Source organism: Agrococcus sp. AC640b (assembly GCF_979255995.1).
In genome coordinates this window covers 111,836-127,896 of record NZ_CEEDMM010000029.1, presented here as the reverse complement: position 1 = coordinate 127,896, position 16,061 = coordinate 111,836, and the positions used below count along the sequence as shown (strand labels likewise).

At 71.1% G+C, this 16,061-nt stretch carries 16 protein-coding genes and 4 tRNA genes; 17 read left to right on the top strand and 3 right to left on the bottom strand.

Annotation, left to right across the window (positions count from 1 at the left end):
• The first annotated feature begins 98 nt into the window (after positions 1–98).
• Positions 99–1,325 carry an ammonium transporter gene (locus ACZ6H8_RS12265; RefSeq protein WP_464147122.1) on the top strand — a complete coding sequence of 409 codons (1,227 nt, stop codon included), beginning with the start codon at positions 99–101 and terminating at the stop codon, positions 1,323–1,325.
• 89 nt (positions 1,326–1,414) lie between these two features.
• Here the strand turns inward: ACZ6H8_RS12265 and ACZ6H8_RS12260 are convergent, their stop codons facing one another.
• Complete coding sequence (locus ACZ6H8_RS12260; RefSeq protein WP_464147121.1) at positions 1,415–1,984, bottom strand: hypothetical protein; 570 nt, start codon at positions 1,982–1,984, stop codon at positions 1,415–1,417.
• A gap of 104 nt (positions 1,985–2,088) precedes the next feature.
• Between ACZ6H8_RS12260 and ACZ6H8_RS12255 the strand changes: the two genes are divergently transcribed.
• Complete coding sequence (locus tag ACZ6H8_RS12255; protein ID WP_464147120.1) at positions 2,089–3,102, top strand: alpha/beta hydrolase; 1,014 nt, start codon at positions 2,089–2,091, stop codon at positions 3,100–3,102.
• Positions 3,099–4,070 (top strand): alpha/beta hydrolase, encoded by a 972-nt coding sequence (locus tag ACZ6H8_RS12250; protein ID WP_464147119.1) that lies wholly within the window; start codon positions 3,099–3,101, stop codon positions 4,068–4,070. The genes ACZ6H8_RS12255 and ACZ6H8_RS12250 overlap by 4 nt, the downstream gene beginning before the upstream one ends.
• A 57-nt stretch (positions 4,071–4,127) precedes the next feature.
• Here the strand turns inward: ACZ6H8_RS12250 and ACZ6H8_RS12245 are convergent.
• Positions 4,128–4,203, bottom strand: a tRNA-Val gene (locus tag ACZ6H8_RS12245).
• 187 nt (positions 4,204–4,390) lie between these two features.
• Here ACZ6H8_RS12245 and ACZ6H8_RS12240 point away from each other — a divergent pair.
• The 6 genes from ACZ6H8_RS12240 to ACZ6H8_RS12215 all read left to right on the top strand — a co-directional run bounded on the left by ACZ6H8_RS12240 (position 4,391) and on the right by ACZ6H8_RS12215 (position 8,726).
• Positions 4,391–4,462: transfer RNA gene (locus tag ACZ6H8_RS12240), tRNA-Gly, on the top strand.
• A gap of 48 nt (positions 4,463–4,510) precedes the next feature.
• Positions 4,511–4,581: transfer RNA gene (locus ACZ6H8_RS12235), tRNA-Cys, on the top strand.
• A 7-nt stretch (positions 4,582–4,588) separates the two neighbouring features.
• Positions 4,589–4,663, top strand: a tRNA-Val gene (locus tag ACZ6H8_RS12230).
• Positions 4,664–4,730: 67 nt separating this feature from the next.
• On the top strand, positions 4,731–6,065 hold the full coding sequence (locus tag ACZ6H8_RS12225; protein WP_464147296.1) for an MFS transporter: 1,335 nt from the start codon (positions 4,731–4,733) through the stop codon (positions 6,063–6,065).
• A 163-nt stretch (positions 6,066–6,228) separates the two neighbouring features.
• Positions 6,229–8,127 (top strand): threonine--tRNA ligase, encoded by a 1,899-nt coding sequence (thrS, locus tag ACZ6H8_RS12220; RefSeq protein WP_464147295.1) that lies wholly within the window; start codon positions 6,229–6,231, stop codon positions 8,125–8,127.
• Positions 8,127–8,726 carry an HIT family protein gene (locus ACZ6H8_RS12215; protein ID WP_464147118.1) on the top strand — a complete coding sequence of 200 codons (600 nt, stop codon included), beginning with the start codon at positions 8,127–8,129 and terminating at the stop codon, positions 8,724–8,726. Before thrS ends, ACZ6H8_RS12215 begins: the two co-directional genes overlap by 1 nt.
• Positions 8,727–8,732: 6 nt before the next feature.
• Here ACZ6H8_RS12215 and ACZ6H8_RS12210 read toward each other — a convergent pair whose 3' ends face one another.
• Positions 8,733–9,266, bottom strand: coding sequence for a hypothetical protein (locus tag ACZ6H8_RS12210; protein WP_464147117.1), 534 nt, complete (start codon positions 9,264–9,266; stop codon positions 8,733–8,735).
• A 53-nt stretch (positions 9,267–9,319) separates the two neighbouring features.
• Between ACZ6H8_RS12210 and ACZ6H8_RS12205 the strand changes: the two genes are divergently transcribed.
• The 8 genes from ACZ6H8_RS12205 to secF all read left to right on the top strand — a co-directional run bounded on the left by ACZ6H8_RS12205 (position 9,320) and on the right by secF (position 16,060).
• Positions 9,320–9,949, top strand: coding sequence for a hypothetical protein (locus tag ACZ6H8_RS12205; protein WP_464147116.1), 630 nt, complete (start codon positions 9,320–9,322; stop codon positions 9,947–9,949).
• Between the two features lie 24 nt (positions 9,950–9,973).
• On the top strand, positions 9,974–10,741 hold the full coding sequence (locus ACZ6H8_RS12200) for a YebC/PmpR family DNA-binding transcriptional regulator (RefSeq protein ID WP_464147115.1): 768 nt from the start codon (positions 9,974–9,976) through the stop codon (positions 10,739–10,741).
• A 27-nt stretch (positions 10,742–10,768) separates the two neighbouring features.
• Positions 10,769–11,305, top strand: a complete 537-nt coding sequence (gene ruvC, locus ACZ6H8_RS12195) for a crossover junction endodeoxyribonuclease RuvC (protein WP_464147294.1) — start codon at positions 10,769–10,771, stop codon at positions 11,303–11,305.
• 70 nt (positions 11,306–11,375) lie between these two features.
• A complete protein-coding gene (ruvA, locus tag ACZ6H8_RS12190; protein WP_464147114.1) occupies positions 11,376–11,948 on the top strand; it encodes a Holliday junction branch migration protein RuvA in 573 nt (190 codons plus the stop codon).
• Complete coding sequence (gene ruvB / locus ACZ6H8_RS12185) at positions 11,945–12,958, top strand: Holliday junction branch migration DNA helicase RuvB (RefSeq protein ID WP_464147113.1); 1,014 nt, start codon at positions 11,945–11,947, stop codon at positions 12,956–12,958. The genes ruvA and ruvB overlap by 4 nt, the downstream gene beginning before the upstream one ends.
• Before the next feature lie 74 nt (positions 12,959–13,032).
• Positions 13,033–13,413, top strand: a complete 381-nt coding sequence (locus ACZ6H8_RS12180) for a preprotein translocase subunit YajC (protein ID WP_464147112.1) — start codon at positions 13,033–13,035, stop codon at positions 13,411–13,413.
• A gap of 47 nt (positions 13,414–13,460) precedes the next feature.
• Positions 13,461–15,086 (top strand): protein translocase subunit SecD, encoded by a 1,626-nt coding sequence (gene secD, locus ACZ6H8_RS12175; RefSeq protein ID WP_464147111.1) that lies wholly within the window; start codon positions 13,461–13,463, stop codon positions 15,084–15,086.
• A complete protein-coding gene (gene secF / locus ACZ6H8_RS12170) occupies positions 15,086–16,060 on the top strand; it encodes a protein translocase subunit SecF (RefSeq protein ID WP_464147110.1) in 975 nt (324 codons plus the stop codon). The genes secD and secF overlap by 1 nt, the downstream gene beginning before the upstream one ends.
• Position 16,061: the final 1 nt, after the last annotated feature.

Here is a 16,061-nt window from a genome sequence, read left to right as displayed (position 1 = left end):
TCGTTACCAGCCGGAAACAGTGGATGCAGGCCGGTGAAATGACATTCGCTCAGGCTGGCACCAATCCCTGACCGGAACACCCCCAAGGAGCCCATTCCATGGATGCAGGAAGCATCGCCTTCGGCGTCGCAGCGACAGCCCTCGTGCTGCTCATGACGCCCGGCCTCGCGTTCTTCTACGGCGGCCTCGTCCGCGCGAAGAGCGTCATCAGCATGATGATGATGTCGTTCGGATCCCTCGGCCTCATCGGCGTGCTGTGGATCCTCTACGGCTACAACATGTCGGCCGTCGACAGCCCGTTCGCGTTCGCGGGCAACCCCTTCAGCGACTTCGGCCTCTCGGCCCTCGCCTCGGGCGAGACCGCCAACACCGACCTCGTCGGCGTCGCATACGGCTCCACCTTCGCGATCATCACGGTCGCGCTCATCTCGGGCGCCATCGCCGACCGCGCCAAGTTCGGCGCGTGGATGATCTTCGCCGGCGTCTTCGCGACGCTCGGCTACTTCCCGATCGCCGCATGGGTCTGGGGTGGCGGCTGGATCTACAGCCTCGGCGACCTCATGGGCCTGCCGGGCGTCATCGACTACGCAGGTGGCACGGCCGTGCACATCAACGCAGGCGCGGCAGCACTCGCCCTCGCGTTCGTGCTCGGCAAGCGCGTCGGCTTCGCGAAGGGCTCGCACAAGCCGCACAACGTGCCGTTCGTGCTCCTCGGCGCCGCGATCCTCTGGTTCGGCTGGTTCGGCTTCAACGTCGGCGCCGAGTGGCTCAACGAGATGGGCAACGCGGGTCTCATCACGATCAACACGATCGGGGCGACCGCCGCATCCGTGCTCGCCTGGCTCGTGATCGAGAAGATCAAGGACGGCAAGCCCACCGCCGTCGGCGCCGCATCCGGTGCCGTCGCAGGCCTCGTCGCGATCACCCCGGCGTGCGCGAACCTCACGCCCGGCTGGGCGCTGCTGCTGGGCGTCGTCGCGGGTGCCGTCTGCGCCCTCGCGATCGAGCTGAAGTTCAAGCTCGGATTCGACGACTCGCTCGACGTCGTGGGCATCCACCTCGTCGGCGGCCTCATCGGCACGCTCTACCTCGGCTTCTTCGCCACCGACACGGGTCTCTTCCTCGGCGGTGGCGCAGGCCAGCTGGTCGTGCAGCTCATCGCGGCCTTCGGCGCCATGATCTACGCGTTCGTCGTCGCCTTCGTCATCGGCTTCGCGATCCAGAAGACCATCGGCTTCCGGGTCAAGGACGAGGACGAGCTCGCAGGCGTCGACACGATCGTCCACGGCGAGGAGGCGTACGCCTACGAGATCGAGAAGGTCTGATCGCGCAGGTCTGATCGACGCGGTCGTCGCGTCGGCAGGAGGGGCCCGGATCCGTCAGGATCCGGGCCCCTTCCTCGTGCGCTGCCGCGTCACGTTCCGTCGAGGTCGAGCGCGAGGGCGCGCAGCTGCTCGTGCAGCTCCTCGAGGCGGCCAGCGTGCCCCTCGTCGGCGACGGCGGGGGAGGCGTGGAGGCTGCGCAGGGTCGCGTCGAACATGTCCTCCATCGCTGCGCGTCGCGCGTCGCGCACGAGCTCGTCGACGAACGCGTCGTCGGCGACCGCCTCCTCGAGGCGCTCCACCAGCAGCGCGGCGATCCGCTCTCGTCGCTCGAGCGGCTCGACGTCGCCGCGCCGGAAGTCGGCGCTGTGCATCGCCTGCCCGCGACGGTTCGCGGCTCGCGCGCGGATGCGCTGCAGCCGGTGGATGCCCGAGCGCTGCTCGGCGACGATCTCGTCGGCATCCGCGCGCACGCCGGCGACGAGCGCCGCCGCGTCGAAGTCGGCGCGGTCGCGCAGCGCATCGAGCACGATGCGGTTGCGGGCGGACAGGCGCAGTCCCGTCAGCACGATCATGAGGCCCTCGTCGACCTGGTCGGTGAGCGCGTGATCGGTCGGCGGCGTGGGCGCGGGCTCGCGCTCTCGACTCCACGGCCATCGCACGATCCGAGGCTACGCGCTCGAGCGAGCGAACGATCCGGATCCGAGTCCATCGAAGTGCTTCGACCGATGCACGATGGTCTCGACCGAGGGAGGTCGACGAGACGATGACGTTCCAGAAGCCGCGACTCGACGCATTCGCATCCGCCGTGCAGCAGCGACTCGCCGCGCTGCAGCCCCGCAGGCGTCGCTCGACCGCGCAGCAGCGCCGTGCCGACGCTGCGGCGTTCGATCCGATCATGGCGCGCGAGCTCGGGATCGTGCCGATCGACGTCGCGACCGAGGAGCACGTGCTCCCGGTCGCTGGACACCGCGACGCCCGCCTGCGCGTGTACTGGCCGACGGCCGAGCGCCCGACGGTCGAGGCGGGCCTGCCGATCCTGGTGTACTTCTTCGGCGGCGGCTTCGAGCTCGCAGGCATCGACTGGGTGACGTGGGATGCGCGGTTCCGCGAGCGGGCGAGCGATGCGGGCGTCATCGTCGTGGCAGGGGAGTACTCGCACGCACCCGAGGTGCGCTTCCCGACGCAGCCGGAGCAGTGCTGGACCGTCTTCGAATGGGCCGCCGAGCATGCGCGCGACCTCGGCGGCGATCCGACGAGGATCGCGCTCGGCGGCGGATCGGCGGGCGGCAACCTCGCGAGCGCGACGGCGCTGCTGAACCTCGAGCGCACCGGGCGTCCCGTCCGGCTGCTGCTGCTCGAGGTGCCGCTGCTCGACCTGACGATGCGGCATCTGGCCTCGCAGCCCGGGGTGCCGAGGCCGCTGCTGCGCGCGCACGTGCGGATGCTCGTGCGGCAGTACCTCGGCAGCGATCGAGCGACGCGGCGCGACCCGATCGCATCGCCGCTGCTCGCGCCGACCCTGCGGGGCATGCCGCCCACCGTCATCTACACCGCAGAGCTCGACGCCCTGCGCGGCGATGGCGAGGCCTTCGCGCGCGCCTTGAGCGCTGCAGGCGTCCCCGTGGCATGCATGCGGCTCATCGGTCAGGACCACGGCTCCGCGGGCCTGCGCGGCCACGTGCCCGCCGCCGACCACCTGCACCGCGACATCGTCGCGACGCTGCGCACGCTGCACGACGACCCCACCGCCCTCTCGACGCCTGGAGGCGCCCGATGAACCTCGCCGACCTCGACCTCGACCCCGGCATCCGAGCGTGGATCGCCCGCATCGACGAGCTCGCGCCGACGATCCCGGGTCTCGACAGCGCCGAACCCGTCGCGCGCCGCGCCGCGGGCCGGCGTCTGTCCGACGCGCTCGCCGTCGACTCGACGCTGCCGATCCCCGACGGCGTCGCGGTCGAGGTGCTCGAGGTCGCAGGCAGGCACGCCCGGCGCTACCGACCGCACGGTGCCCGAGGGCACGCACCGACGCAGCTGTGGCTGCACGGCGGTGGCTTCTTCGCAGGCACGGCCGACGAGATCCTCAACGATCGCCTGCTGGCCAGGCGCGCGCTCGACGCGGGGATCCAGATCGTCTCCCTCGACTATCGCCTCGCGCCCGAGCACCCCTACCCGGCGGCCGTCGAGGATGCCGTCGCCGCGCTGCGCGACCTCGTCGAGCGCTGCGACGAGCTCGGCGTCGACGCCGTCAGGCTCGGGATCGGCGGCAACTCGGCGGGCGCCGGCGTCGCGGCGAGCACGGCGCTGCGGCTGCGCGACGCGGGCGAGCGGCTGCTCGTGCACGTCGACCTCGAGGTGCCGCCGACGGCGATGCGCGCCGTCGGGCGATCGGGCATCGACTACCGGCACGGGTTCGGCCTCGACGACCTCGACCGCCTGGCTCGGATGTACGCGGGCGAGGCAGGGGCGGCCGATGCGAACATCGCGCCGCTCGACGTCGACGACCTCACCGGCCTGCCATCGACGCTCGTGTTCGCGGCCGAGCACGACGTGCTGCGCGACATGGGCGTCGAGTACGCCGAGCGACTCCGCGCCGCAGGCGTCGACGTCGAGCTCGTCGTCGGCCGCGGCCACCTCCACGGCGCGCCCGGCCTCACGGCGATCTTCGACGGCGCCCGCCGGTGGCAGGAGCAGCACGCGCGGCTGCTCGCGACGGCCTACGCGGCGCCGCGCCCAGAGTCCTGATCGCACGACCGTGCGAACGCGGAAGGCCCCGGTCCGATCGGACCGGGGCCTTCGTCGTGGTGGGCGATACCAGACTCGAACTGATGACCTCTTCCGTGTGAAGGAAGCGCGCTACCAACTGCGCCAATCGCCCGCGACCGCTCCATCCTGCCACATCTGAGAGGTGGAACGTGACCATCGCGCACGGGCGTGACCCGGGTGCGACGCGTCGGCGACGGGCGAATGACAAGCGTGTGACCGTGCGTCGTCGGTCGATTTGCCGAGGGGGGAAGCGTGGGCTACTGTTGGTCAAGTCCGAGGGGCTCACGCCCCGAAGATGTGCGGATGTGGCGCAGTGGTAGCGCATCACCTTGCCAAGGTGAGGGTCGCGAGTTCGAATCTCGTCATCCGCTCGAGGAAACTCTCGTGGTCGAGCACGGTCCGCCGGGCTCGACCGACGTGGTGGGGTGGCCGAGTGGTCAGGCAGCGGCCTGCAAAGCCGTCTACGCGGGTTCGAATCCCGTCTCCACCTCGCAACTGGGCGATTGGCGCAGCGGTAGCGCGCTTCCCTGACACGGAAGAGGTCACTGGTTCGATCCCAGTATCGCCCACCAGACACGAAGCCCCGGCCATGACGGCCGGGGCTTCGTCGTGCGCTGGGCAGATCGGCGGGATCTCGCGCTGAGAGGACCGGATCTCGTCGGCTGGATCGCGACGCCGGCACCGGAGCCGGGGCAGACTCGCATCGTGCAGCCTCCGCGTCCGCGCCTCCTCCATCCCGCGTGGATCGTCGCCGCCGTCGCGTTCCTCGCGCTCGTCGGCGCCGCGGGGTTCCGGGCGGCACCGAGCGCGCTCATGGTGCCGCTCGAGGACGAGTTCGGCTGGACCCGCACCGAGCTGTCGCTCGCGGTCACCGTCAACCTCGTGCTGTTCGGGCTGACGGCGCCGTTCGCCGCGGCGCTCATGGCGCGCTTCGGCATGCGGCGCGTCACGACGATCGCGCTCCTGCTCGTCGCGAGCGGTGCCGCGCTGTCGATCACGGCGACCGCGCCCTGGATGCTCGTGGTCACGTGGGGCCTCATGATCGGCCTCGGCACGGGCTCGATGGCGCTCGTGTTCGCCGCGACCGTCGCCGACCAGTGGTTCGTGCGCAGCCGCGGCCTCGTCGTCGGCGTGCTCACCGCAGGCAGCGCGACGGGGCAGCTCGTGTTCCTGCCCCTCATCGCGCTCCTCGTCGAGGGTGCGGGCTGGCGGCAGGCGTCGCTGCTCGTGGCAGCGGGCGCGCTCGTGGTCGTGCCGCTCGTGCTGCTGTTCCTGCGCAACCGGCCCGCCGACCTCGGCACGACGCCGTACGGCGCACCGGAGGGGTGGTCGCCGCCGGTGCGCTCGAGCGGCAACGCCGTGCGCGCCGCGCTGTCGACGCTGCGCCGTGCGAGCCGCTCCCGCACCTTCTGGGCGCTCGCCGCAGGCTTCGCGATCTGCGGTGCCACGACGAACGGGCTCGTCGGCACCCACTTCATCCCCAGCGCCCACGACCACGGCATGGCGACGACGACCGCCGCGGGCCTCCTCGCGCTCGTGGGGATCTTCGACGTCGTCGGCACCATCGCATCCGGCTGGCTCACCGACCGGGTGAACCCGCGCATCCTGCTCGCCGCGTACTACGCGGGCCGCGGCGTCGGGCTCGCGTCGCTGCCGGTGCTGCTGTCGGACTCGGTGAGCCCACCGCTCATCCTCTTCGTCGTCATCTACGGGCTCGACTGGGTGGCCACGGTGCCGCCCACCGTGGCGATCTGCCGCGAGATCTTCGGTGTGGACGGCCCCATCGTCTTCGGCTGGGTGTTCGCCTCGCACCAGATCGGCGCCGCGATCGCCGCGACCGTCGCCGGCCTCATCCGCGACTCGACGGGGGAGTACACGCTCGCGTGGTTCGGCGCGGCCGGCCTCTGCGTCGTCGCGGCCGTCGTGAGCATCGGCATCTCCAGGCGCCCACGCACCCTCGATCCCGTCGGCTGAGCGCGTCGGGGCTCGCACCGCGCGGATCGAGGCCGACATCCAGGAGTGCTGCCGCGACGGATCCCACGATGTGCTCGACGGGCGATCCGGCGTCCGCGTCCGCGCCTACGATGGTCGGGTGACCACCGGATTCGACCTCTTCACCGACCGTGCCGTCGTCGCCATGCGCGTCGACGGCGAGCTCCAGGACCTCGCACGCGAGGTGACGGACACGCAGACGGTCGAGCCCGTGACGATCGACAGCGAGGACGGCCTCGCCATCCTGCGCCACTCGGCGGCGCACGTGCTCGCGCAGGCGGTGCAGCGCGTCAACCCGGAGGCGCGGCTCGGCATCGGCCCGCCCATCCACGACGGCTTCTACTACGACTTCGACGTCGCGGAGCCCTTCACGCCGGAGGACCTCAAGGCGCTGTCGAAGGAGATGGACCGCATCATCCGCGAGGGTCAGCGCTTCACGCGCCGCGTCGTCACCGAGGACGAGGCGCGCGCCGAGCTCGCGAACGAGCCGTACAAGCTCGAGCTCATCGGCCTCAAGGGCCCGAGCGACGAGGCGTCGGTCGAGGTCGGCGGCGGCGAGCTCACGATCTACGACAACGTGAACCGCGACGGCGAGACGGTCTGGAAGGACCTCTGCCGCGGCCCGCACCTGCCGTCCACCCGCATGGTCGGCAACGGATCCGCGCTCATGCGCGTCGCTGCCGCCTACTGGCGCGGCTCCGAGAAGAACCCGCAGCTGCAGCGCATCTACGGCACGGCATGGCCCTCGAAGGACGAGCTGCGTGCCTACCGGGCTCGCCTCGAGGAGGCCGCGAAGCGCGACCACCGCAAGCTCGGCACCGACCTCGACCTGTTCTCGATCCCTGAGGAGATCGGGTCGGGGATGGCGGTCTTCCACCCCCGCGGTGGCATCATCCGCAAGGAGATCGAGGACTACATGCGGGAGCGGCTCGCTGCCTCCGGCTACGAGTTCGTGTACACGCCCCACATCACGAAGTCGACCCTGTTCGAGGTCAGCGGCCACCTCGACTGGTACAAGGACGGCATGTTCCCGGCGATGCACCTCGACGAGGAGCTGGACGCGGACGGGCAGGTGACGCGCCAGGGGCAGGACTACTACCTGAAGCCGATGAACTGCCCGATGCACAATCTCATCTTCCGGTCGCGCGGACGGTCGTATCGTGAGCTCCCGCTGCGCCTGGCCGAGTTCGGCACCGTGTACCGCTACGAGAAGAGCGGCACGCTCTCGGGCCTCACTCGCGTGCGCGGCCTCACCCAGGACGACGCCCACATCTACGTCACCCCCGACCAGGTCAAGGACGAGCTCGCTAGCCAGCTGCAGTTCGTGCTCGAGACCCTTCGCGGCTACGGCCTCGACGACTTCTATCTCGAGCTGTCGACGAAGGACCCCGTGAAGTTCGTCGGCTCCGACGACGTCTGGGACGAAGCGACGGCCACGTTGCGCGAGGTCGCGACGGAGTCCGGGCTCGAGCTCGTCGAGGATCCGGGCGGGGCCGCGTTCTACGGTCCGAAGATCTCCGTGCAGGCGCGCGACGCCATCGGACGTACGTGGCAGCTGTCGACCGTGCAGCTCGACTTCAACCTGCCGGAGCGATTCGACCTGGAGTACACGGGTGCAGACGGCGCGCGTCACCGACCCGTCATGATCCACCGCGCGCTGCTCGGATCGATCGAGCGATTCTTCGCCATCCTGCTCGAGCACTACGCGGGTGCGTTCCCCGCGTGGCTCGCGCCCGTGCAGGTCGTCGGCATCCCCGTCGCCTCGGACTACGCCGACTACCTCGACGACATCGCGAGCCGACTGCGCGCCAAGGGCGTGCGCATCGACGTCGACCACTCCGACGAGCGCATGCAGAAGAAGATCCGCACGCACACGCTCGCGAAGGTGCCCTTCCAGCTCATCGCGGGTGGCAAGGACGCCGAGGCGGGCAGCGTCTCGTTCCGCTTCCTCGACGGCACGCAGGAGAACGGCGTGCCCGTCGACGACGCCATCGCCCGCATCCTCGAGGCCATCGAGACGCGGCAGACCGAGCTGGTCGCCTGATGCCGAGCGCCGACGGCCGTGGGCCAGGGGACTTCCCCGCGGCCGACGACCCGGCGCGCGAGGCCGGCGCGCCCACGTGGATGTCGTCGGAGCTGCCGGGCGTCCCCGACGAGTTCCAGCGGCTGTGGACGCCGTATCGCATGGCGTACATCCAGCAGGGCCAGCAGCCCGAGCAGCACGCGTGCCCGTTCTGCGTCGCGCCGACGCTCGCCGACGACGCCGGCCTCGTCGTGCACCGCGGCCGCACGGCGTTCGTGATCATGAACCTGTTCCCGTACAACACGGGCCACGTCATGGTGTGCCCGTACCGGCACGTCGCGACCTACGACCTCGCGACGACCGAGGAGGTCGCCGAGATCGCGCTGCTCACGCAGCAGGCCATGCGCACGATCTCGGCCGTCTCCGGCAACGACGGCTGCAACATCGGCATGAACCAGGGCAGGGTCGCGGGGGCCGGCATCGCCGACCACCTGCATCAGCACATCGTGCCGAGGTGGGCGACGGACGCCAACTTCTTCCCGATCATCGCGAAGACGAAGGCGCTGCCGAGGCTCATCGAGGAGGTCCGCGCCGAGCTGCAGGCGGCGTGGATCTCCTGACCGACGTCAGCTGCAGGGCGTCGTGAGCGCGATGGTCACCGACTCGCCGGACACGCCGGCGGCGGCGAACTCCGTCGAGAACGTGCCGCCCTCGAAGGTGGCAGGCGCCGTCTCGTCGCTCTGGAAGTACGCGGCGTCGCCGTCGGAGAGCAGGAACCCCGCCGCTGCCCACGAGCCCGTCTCGTTCGACCCGGTGCCCACGAGCGAGCCCGACTCGTCGTCGGACGAGCTCGTGATGAGCGCGGTCTCGCCGAAGACGAGGCAGTCGATCGTGCCGCCCCACGAGCCCACGGGCTGGCCGTCGATCGTGACGGTGGACCCGGTCGATGCCGGCGCGTCCGTGCTGGACGGCTCGGGGTCGGCGGGCTCGCTCGACTCGCTCGTCTCCGGCGCGCTCGTGGCGGGCGTCGACGGAGCCGTGGTCGGATCGCTCGTCGTGGGCGCCTCCGGGGCGAGCGGGGGAGGCGAGAGCACGCACCCCGTGAGCGCGAACGCGGCGAGCGCGATGGTGGCGAGAGGGAGCAGACGGCGAGAGACCATGCACGCATCGTCGCACCGTCTGCTGGACGAGCGCCGACGATAGCCTCTGCGGCATGCAGCTCTACTCGGCACGTCCTGATCGCCGTGCGTGGCAGATCGCGGGCGACCTCCTCGCCCTCGGCGTGCTCGTCGTCGCGATCTGGCTCGCAGGGCAGGTCACGCGGTCGATCGACTCGCTCGCGCGCTTCGGTGTGCAGATGCAGGATGCGGGCAGCCAGCTCTCGCAGACGCTGCTGGGTGCGGCCGAGGGGCTCGAGGGCATCCCGCTCGTCGGCGACGGGCTCGGTGCACCGTTCGTCGACGCCTCGAGCGCCGCCGACGACCTCGCGAGCGCGGGGCGAACCCTCGAGGTCGCGATCCACGCGCTCGCCGCGGCCGCCGGGGCGGCGACGTGGATCGTGCCCGTGCTCGTGCTCATCGCCGTGTGGCTGGTGCCGCGCGTGCGGTTCGCGCTGCGCTCGGCCGAGACGGCACGCGTGGCCGCGACGCCCGCCGGGCGCGACCTGCTCGCGCTGCGTGCGCTCGTCGCTCGGCCCCTGCGCGAGCTGCAGGCCGTCGCGCCCGACCCGTTGCGCGCCATCCGCGACGGGGACGACGCCGTGCTCGACGCGCTCGCCCGGCTCGAGCTCGCCGCCTCCGGCGTGCGTCGGCGCCCGCAGTCGCCGGCGCCGTCGGTAGACTGATCCGTCGACCGACCGGGAGGGCATGTGTCCGGACATTCCAAGTGGGCCACGACGAAGCACAAGAAGGCCGTCATCGACGGCCGCCGTGCCAAGTCGTTCGCGAAGCTCATCAAGAACATCGAGGTCGCCGCGAAGCTCGGCGGCGCAGACCTCGCAGGCAACCCGACGCTGTACGACGCCGTGCAGAAGGCCAAGAAGACGTCGGTGCCCAACGACAACATCGACCGCGCCATCAAGCGCGGCGCCGGCATCTCCGGCGACGCGATCGAGTACACGACGATCATGTACGAGGGCTACGCAGGCGGCGGCGTCGCGCTCATGGTCGAGTGCCTCACCGACAACAAGAACCGCGCAGCCGCCGAGGTGCGCACCGCGATGAGCCGCAACGGCGGCACGATGGCCGATCCCGGCTCCGTCGCGTACAACTTCCATCGCAAGGGCGTCGTGTCGGTCACGAAGACCGACGACGTCACCGAGGACGACATCCTGCTCGCCGTGCTCGACGCCGGCGCCGAGGAGGTCATCGACCAGGGCGGAGGGTTCGAGATCCTCTCCGAGCCGACCGACCTCGTCGCCGTGCGCACGGCGCTCGTCGAGGCGGGCATCGACTACGACGCCGCCGACGCCGAGTTCGTCGCCGACCTCACGATCGAGGTCGATGCGGAGACGGCACGCAAGGTCATGCGCCTGATCGACGCGCTCGAGGACTCCGACGACGTGCAGAACGTGTTCTCGAACTACGCCCTCAGCGCCCAGGCGCGGGCCGAGCTCGACGCCGAGGACGAGGACTAGGGCGAGCGGGGTCGAGCGACCGTGCGCATCCTCGGCATCGACCCCGGCCTCACGAGGTGCGGCGTCGGCGTCGTCGACGCCGACGGCCGAGCCGTCGCCCTCGTGTCGGTCGACGTGCTGCGCTCGGGTGCCGACGAGGCCCTCGAGCATCGGCTGCACCGCATCGCCACCGGCATCGAGTCGGCGATCGCCGAGCACCGTCCCGACGCGATCGCGCTCGAGCGCGTCTTCGTGCAGCAGAACGTGCGCACCGTGATGGGCGTCGCGCAGATCTCGGGCCTCGTGCTGCGGGCGGCTGCTGCGAACGGCATCCCGATCGAGCTGCACACGCCCAGCGAGGTCAAGGCAGCCGTCACCGGCTACGGGCAGGCGGACAAGCGGCAGGTCGGCGCCATGGTGCAGCGCATCCTGCGGCTCGACGCCGCGCCGCGGCCCGCCGACGCCGCCGACGCCCTCGCGATCGCGATCTGCCATGCGTGGAGCGCCCGCAGCGTCGCGCCGTCTGCCGCGCTCACGCCCGCGCAGCAGGCGTGGCAGGCCGCAGAGCGCGCGTCCCGCCGCTGAGGGGGCTGCCGGGGCCGGCCGACGGCGCGGCGACACGGGCGCGTCGGCCGTCGAACCTAGGCTGGAGTCCATGATCGCCAGGCTCGACGGCACGGTGCTGGGCGCCGCAGGCACCCGCATCGTCGTCGGCGTCGGCGGCCTCGGCCTCGCCGTCGCGGTCACGCCGCAGCAGTCGCTCGTCGCGACCGTCGGCTCGACGATCGCGCTCCACACGACGCTCATCGTGCGGGAGGACGACATGTCGCTCTACGGCTTCGGCACGCAGGCGGAGCTCGACGCGTTCGACCTGCTGCGCGGCGTCTCGGGCGTGGGCCCGAAGTCGGCGCTCGGCGTGCTCAGCCACATGACGCCCGACCAGCTCGCCGACGCCGTCGAGCGCGAGGACGAGCGGTCGTTCAAGGCCGTGAGCGGCATCGGGCCCAAGACCGCGCGGCTCATCATCGTGCAGCTCGCCGGCAAGATCCACGCCGCAGCGCCCTCCGCGGGCATCCCAGGCGACGCGGGCGCCGACGTGCTCGTCGCGCTCACGGGCCTCGGCTGGCCGGAGCGGCAGGCGCGCGCCGCCCTCGAGGCCGTCGGCGCGCAGGCCGACGCGGGCTCGCTGCTGCGCGCCGCGCTCGCAGAGCTCGGGCCGCGCGCATGACCGACGAGCACGTGCAGCCGGAGGCGACGGGCGACGAGATCGCCTTCGAGGGCGCGCTGCGCCCCGGCTCGCTCGCCGAGTTCGTCGGCCAGCCGAAGGTGCGAGGGCAGCTCGAGGTGCTGCTGCGTGCCGCAGCGCTGCAGGAGCGCAGCCCCGATCACATCCTGCTCGCCGGGCCTCCCGGCCTCGGCAAGACGACGCTGGCGATGATCATCGGCACCGAGACCGGCCGTGCCGTGCGGCTGTCGTCGGGCCCCGCCATCCAGCACGCCGGCGATCTGGCCGCCGTCCTCAGCGCGCTGACGCCCGGCGACGTGCTCTTCATCGACGAGGTCCACCGCATGGCGCGCTCCGCCGAGGAGATGCTGTACCTCGCGATGGAGGACTTCCGCATCGACATCATGGTCGGCAAGGGCGCAGGGGCCACGTCGATCCCGCTCGAGCTCGCACCCTTCACCCTCGTCGCCGCCACGACGCGCGCCGGCATGCTCCCGAGTCCGCTGCGCGACCGCTTCGGGTTCACCGCCCACCTCGAGTTCTACGATCCCGCCGACCTCGAGCGCGTGCTGCGCCGCTCGGCAGCCCTGCTCGAGGTGCCGCTGCCCGACGAGGCGATGGCCGAGCTCGCCAGGCGCAGCCGTGGCACGCCGCGCATCGCGAACCGCCTGCTGCGACGGGTGCGCGACTGGCTGCTCGTGCACGACGACAGCGACGGCATCGAGGCCGTGCGCGCCGCGCTGCTGCTCTACGACGTCGACGAGGCCGGGCTCGACCGGCTCGACCGTGCCGTGCTCCACAGCATCGCGCACCGATTCCGCGGCGGTCCCGTGGGTCTGTCGACGCTCGCGGCGTCGATCGGCGAGGACGCCGACACCATCGCGTCGGTCGTCGAGCCGTACCTCGTGCGCGAGGGCATGCTGGCGCGCACGCCCCGCGGCCGCATCGCGACGCCCGAGGGGCTCGCCCATGCGGGCGTGCTCGTCCAGCCCACATTGGACGATCGACTATGATCGTCGGGTCCGTGCCTGCGCGTGCGCGCATCGTCGCCCGGACCCATCCGCACTTCGACTGAAGCGACTTCCACATGCACCTCCTTCCTCAGACCGCGAACGAGAACGCTCAGGGCGGCATCCCGTTCGACCCGCTGACGATCGGCATGCTGCTGATCCTCGCGGTGCTGATCTTCTTCATGTTCCGCAACAGCAAGAAGCGCAAGGCGCAGGCCGCCCAGCTGCAGGACAAGATGGTCCCCGGTGCGCAGGTCATGACGAACTTCGGCCTGTTCGGCGAGCTCGTGGCGATCGACGAGGAGAGCAACGAGGCGCTCATCGAGGTCGCACCCGGCACGACGCTGCGCGTGCACCGTCAGGTGCTCGCTCGCGTCGTCGACGACGAGACGGTCGCTGAGACGCCTGCCGACGACGCCGAGACCACCGGCGACGGCACCACCACCGAGCGCCCGTAGTGGCGCGGGCGCGGGCGCGCACCGGGCGCGCACTCATCTGGCTCGTCGTGATCGGCGCGGTCTTCGCTGCGCTGAACTGGGCGAGCATCGCAGGCGGCGGCTCGTGGACGCCGCGCCTCGCCCTCGACCTCGAGGGCGGCACGCAGGTCATCCTCACGCCGCAGCTCCAGGAGGGCGAGCAGGTCACCGAGGAGCAGCTGACCCAGGCCGTCGAGATCATCCGCGACCGCGTCGACGCCTCCGGCGTCTCCGAGTCCGAGATCACGACGCAGGGCGGCCAGAACATCGTCGTGTCGATCCCAGGCGAGGTCGACGACGCGACGATGGACCGGCTGCAGTCGAGCGCCCGCATGGAGTTCCGCCCCGTCCTCACCGTCGCTGCCGCGCTCACCCCGGAGGAGATCGCGGCGAACGAGGCCGCGATCGAGGCGACGCCGCCCGTCGACGACCCGGCTGCGGCGGCCCCCGCCGACGCCTCTGACCTCGCGTGGATCACGCCGACGCTCGAGGCCGAGTTCGGCACGTTCGACTGCGCGGCCCTCGAGGACCCGGAGCGCGGCGAGCAGCCGACCGACGAGCCGCTCATCACGTGCAGCGAGACGAGCGACGCGCGCTACATCCTCGGACCCGTCGAGGTCGAGGGCGCCGACATCTCCGACGCCTCATCCGGCCAGGCGACGACGTCGACCGGTGCCGTGACCGGCGAGTGGGAGGTGCGCCTCCAGCTCGATGCCGAGGGCACCGAGGCCTTCGACGAGGTCACGAGCCGCATCACGAGCCTCGAGAGCCCGCGCAACCAGTTCGCCGTCGTGCTCGACGGCGCCGTGATCATCGCGCCGCAGTCGAACGCCGTCATCACGAACGGCGAGGCGTCCATCACGGGTGGCTTCGACCAGGACAGCGCCTCGTCGCTCGCCGACCAGCTGAAGTTCGGCTCGCTGCCGATCGGCTTCGAGGTGCAGTCGGAGGAGACCATCGCCGCGACGCTCGGCGAGAGCCAGCTGCAGGCGGGCATCATCGCAGGCATCATCGGCCTCATCCTGGTCATCGGCTACTCGATCTTCCAGTACCGGGCGCTCGCGGGGGTGACGATCGCGTCGCTGCTCATCGCAGCAGGACTCACCTACCTCGTCATCACGTGGCTGTCGTCGGCCGAGGGCTACCGACTGTCGCTCGCCGGCGTCACGGGCCTCATCATCTCGATCGGCCTCGTCGCCGACTCGTTCATCGTGTACTTCGAGCGCGTGCGCGACGAGCTGCGCGACGGGCGTGCGCTCACGAGCGCCGTCGAGGCAGGCTGGCGTCGTGCATGGCGCACGATCCTCGCCTCGAAGGCGCTCAACCTGCTCGCGGCCGTCGTGCTCTACCTCGTCGCCGTCGGCAACGTCCGCGGCTTCGCGTTCACGATCGGCATCACGGCGATCATCGACCTCATCGTCGTCGCGCTCTTCACGCATCCGATGCTGCAGCTCGTGGCACGGACGCGCTTCTTCTCCGGCGGCCACCCGCTGTCGGGTCTCGACCCGAAGGCGCTGGGCGCGGTCTACCGCGGCCGTGCGCAGTTCCGCGACCCCGTCGCAGCTGGCAAGGGTGCGACGAGCTCGCGCGAGGCGCAGCGCCGCCAGTCGATCGCCGAGCGCAAGGCATCCGCCTCGACAGAGCAGGAGCGGTGATGGCATCCCTCACCCAGTTCGGCAACCGCCTCTACACGGGCGAGACCTCGTTCCCGTTCGTGGCGCGACGCAAGACGTGGTTCCTCGTCGCCCTCGCGGTGCTCGCCCTGTGCATCCTCGGCCCCATCCTGCGCGGCGGGTTCGAGTTCGGCATCGAGTTCCGCGGCGGCAGCGAGTTCCGCATCTCGGGCGTCGAGCAGGTCGACGAGCAGGTCGCCTCCGACGCCGTCACGAGCGTGCTCGGCGCCCAGCAGGTGCCGAACGTCGCCCAGATCGGCCAGGACGGCCTGCGCGTGCAGACCGAGCAGCTCTCGGACGGCGACACCGTCGAGATCCGCGACGCCCTCGCCGCGGCGCTCGACGTCGACGCGAGCGAGATCACGTCGTCGTTCGTCGGTCCGTCGTGGGGGCAGGACATCACGCGCCAGGCCATCATCGGCCTCATCGCGTTCGTCCTGCTCGCAGCCGTGATCATGGCGTTCTACTTCCGCACCTGGAAGATGTCGATCGCTGCCCTCGCGTCGCTCGTCTTCACGCTCGTCGTGACGCTCGGCATCTACGGCACCGTCGGATTCGAGATCACGCCGGCCGCCGTGATCGGCTTCCTCACGATCCTGTCGTACTCGCTGTACGACGTCGTGGTCGTGTTCGACAAGGTCAGGGAGCAGACGGCGCCAGGCACGTCGGGCTCGTTCCTCGACAACATCAACCTCGCGGTGAACCAGACCCTCGTGCGCTCGATCAACACCTCGGTGATCGCGGCGCTGCCGACGGCGTCGATCCTGTTCATCGGCTCGTTCCTGCTGGGCGCCGGCACGCTGCGCGACATCTCGCTCGCGCTGCTCATCGGCACGCTCGTGGGCGCGTGGGCGACGCTGTTCGTCGCGGCACCGCTCTACGGGCAAATGCGCCAGGGCGACGAGATCGGCGAGGCGAAGGCCAAGCGGCCCTCGGAGCGCGGCGCGGTCGTCTGAC

What these genes read in the sequence shown, in the direction of transcription:
- secF (WP_464147110.1), top strand. Translation starts at nt 15,086, where the DNA reads ATGGCATCCCTCACCCAGTTCGGCAACCGCCTCTACACGGGCGAGACC.
- ACZ6H8_RS12255 (WP_464147120.1), top strand. Translation starts at nt 2,089, where the DNA reads ATGACGTTCCAGAAGCCGCGACTCGACGCATTCGCATCCGCCGTGCAG.
- ACZ6H8_RS12210 (WP_464147117.1), bottom strand. Translation starts at nt 9,266, where the DNA reads ATGGTCTCTCGCCGTCTGCTCCCTCTCGCCACCATCGCGCTCGCCGCG.
- thrS (WP_464147295.1), top strand. Translation starts at nt 6,229, where the DNA reads ATGCGCGTCGACGGCGAGCTCCAGGACCTCGCACGCGAGGTGACGGAC.
- ACZ6H8_RS12250 (WP_464147119.1), top strand. Translation starts at nt 3,099, where the DNA reads ATGAACCTCGCCGACCTCGACCTCGACCCCGGCATCCGAGCGTGGATC.
- ACZ6H8_RS12215 (WP_464147118.1), top strand. Translation starts at nt 8,127, where the DNA reads ATGCCGAGCGCCGACGGCCGTGGGCCAGGGGACTTCCCCGCGGCCGAC.
- ruvA (WP_464147114.1), top strand. Translation starts at nt 11,376, where the DNA reads ATGATCGCCAGGCTCGACGGCACGGTGCTGGGCGCCGCAGGCACCCGC.
- ACZ6H8_RS12180 (WP_464147112.1), top strand. Translation starts at nt 13,033, where the DNA reads ATGCACCTCCTTCCTCAGACCGCGAACGAGAACGCTCAGGGCGGCATC.
- ruvB (WP_464147113.1), top strand. Translation starts at nt 11,945, where the DNA reads ATGACCGACGAGCACGTGCAGCCGGAGGCGACGGGCGACGAGATCGCC.
- ACZ6H8_RS12265 (WP_464147122.1), top strand. Translation starts at nt 99, where the DNA reads ATGGATGCAGGAAGCATCGCCTTCGGCGTCGCAGCGACAGCCCTCGTG.
- ACZ6H8_RS12205 (WP_464147116.1), top strand. Translation starts at nt 9,320, where the DNA reads ATGCAGCTCTACTCGGCACGTCCTGATCGCCGTGCGTGGCAGATCGCG.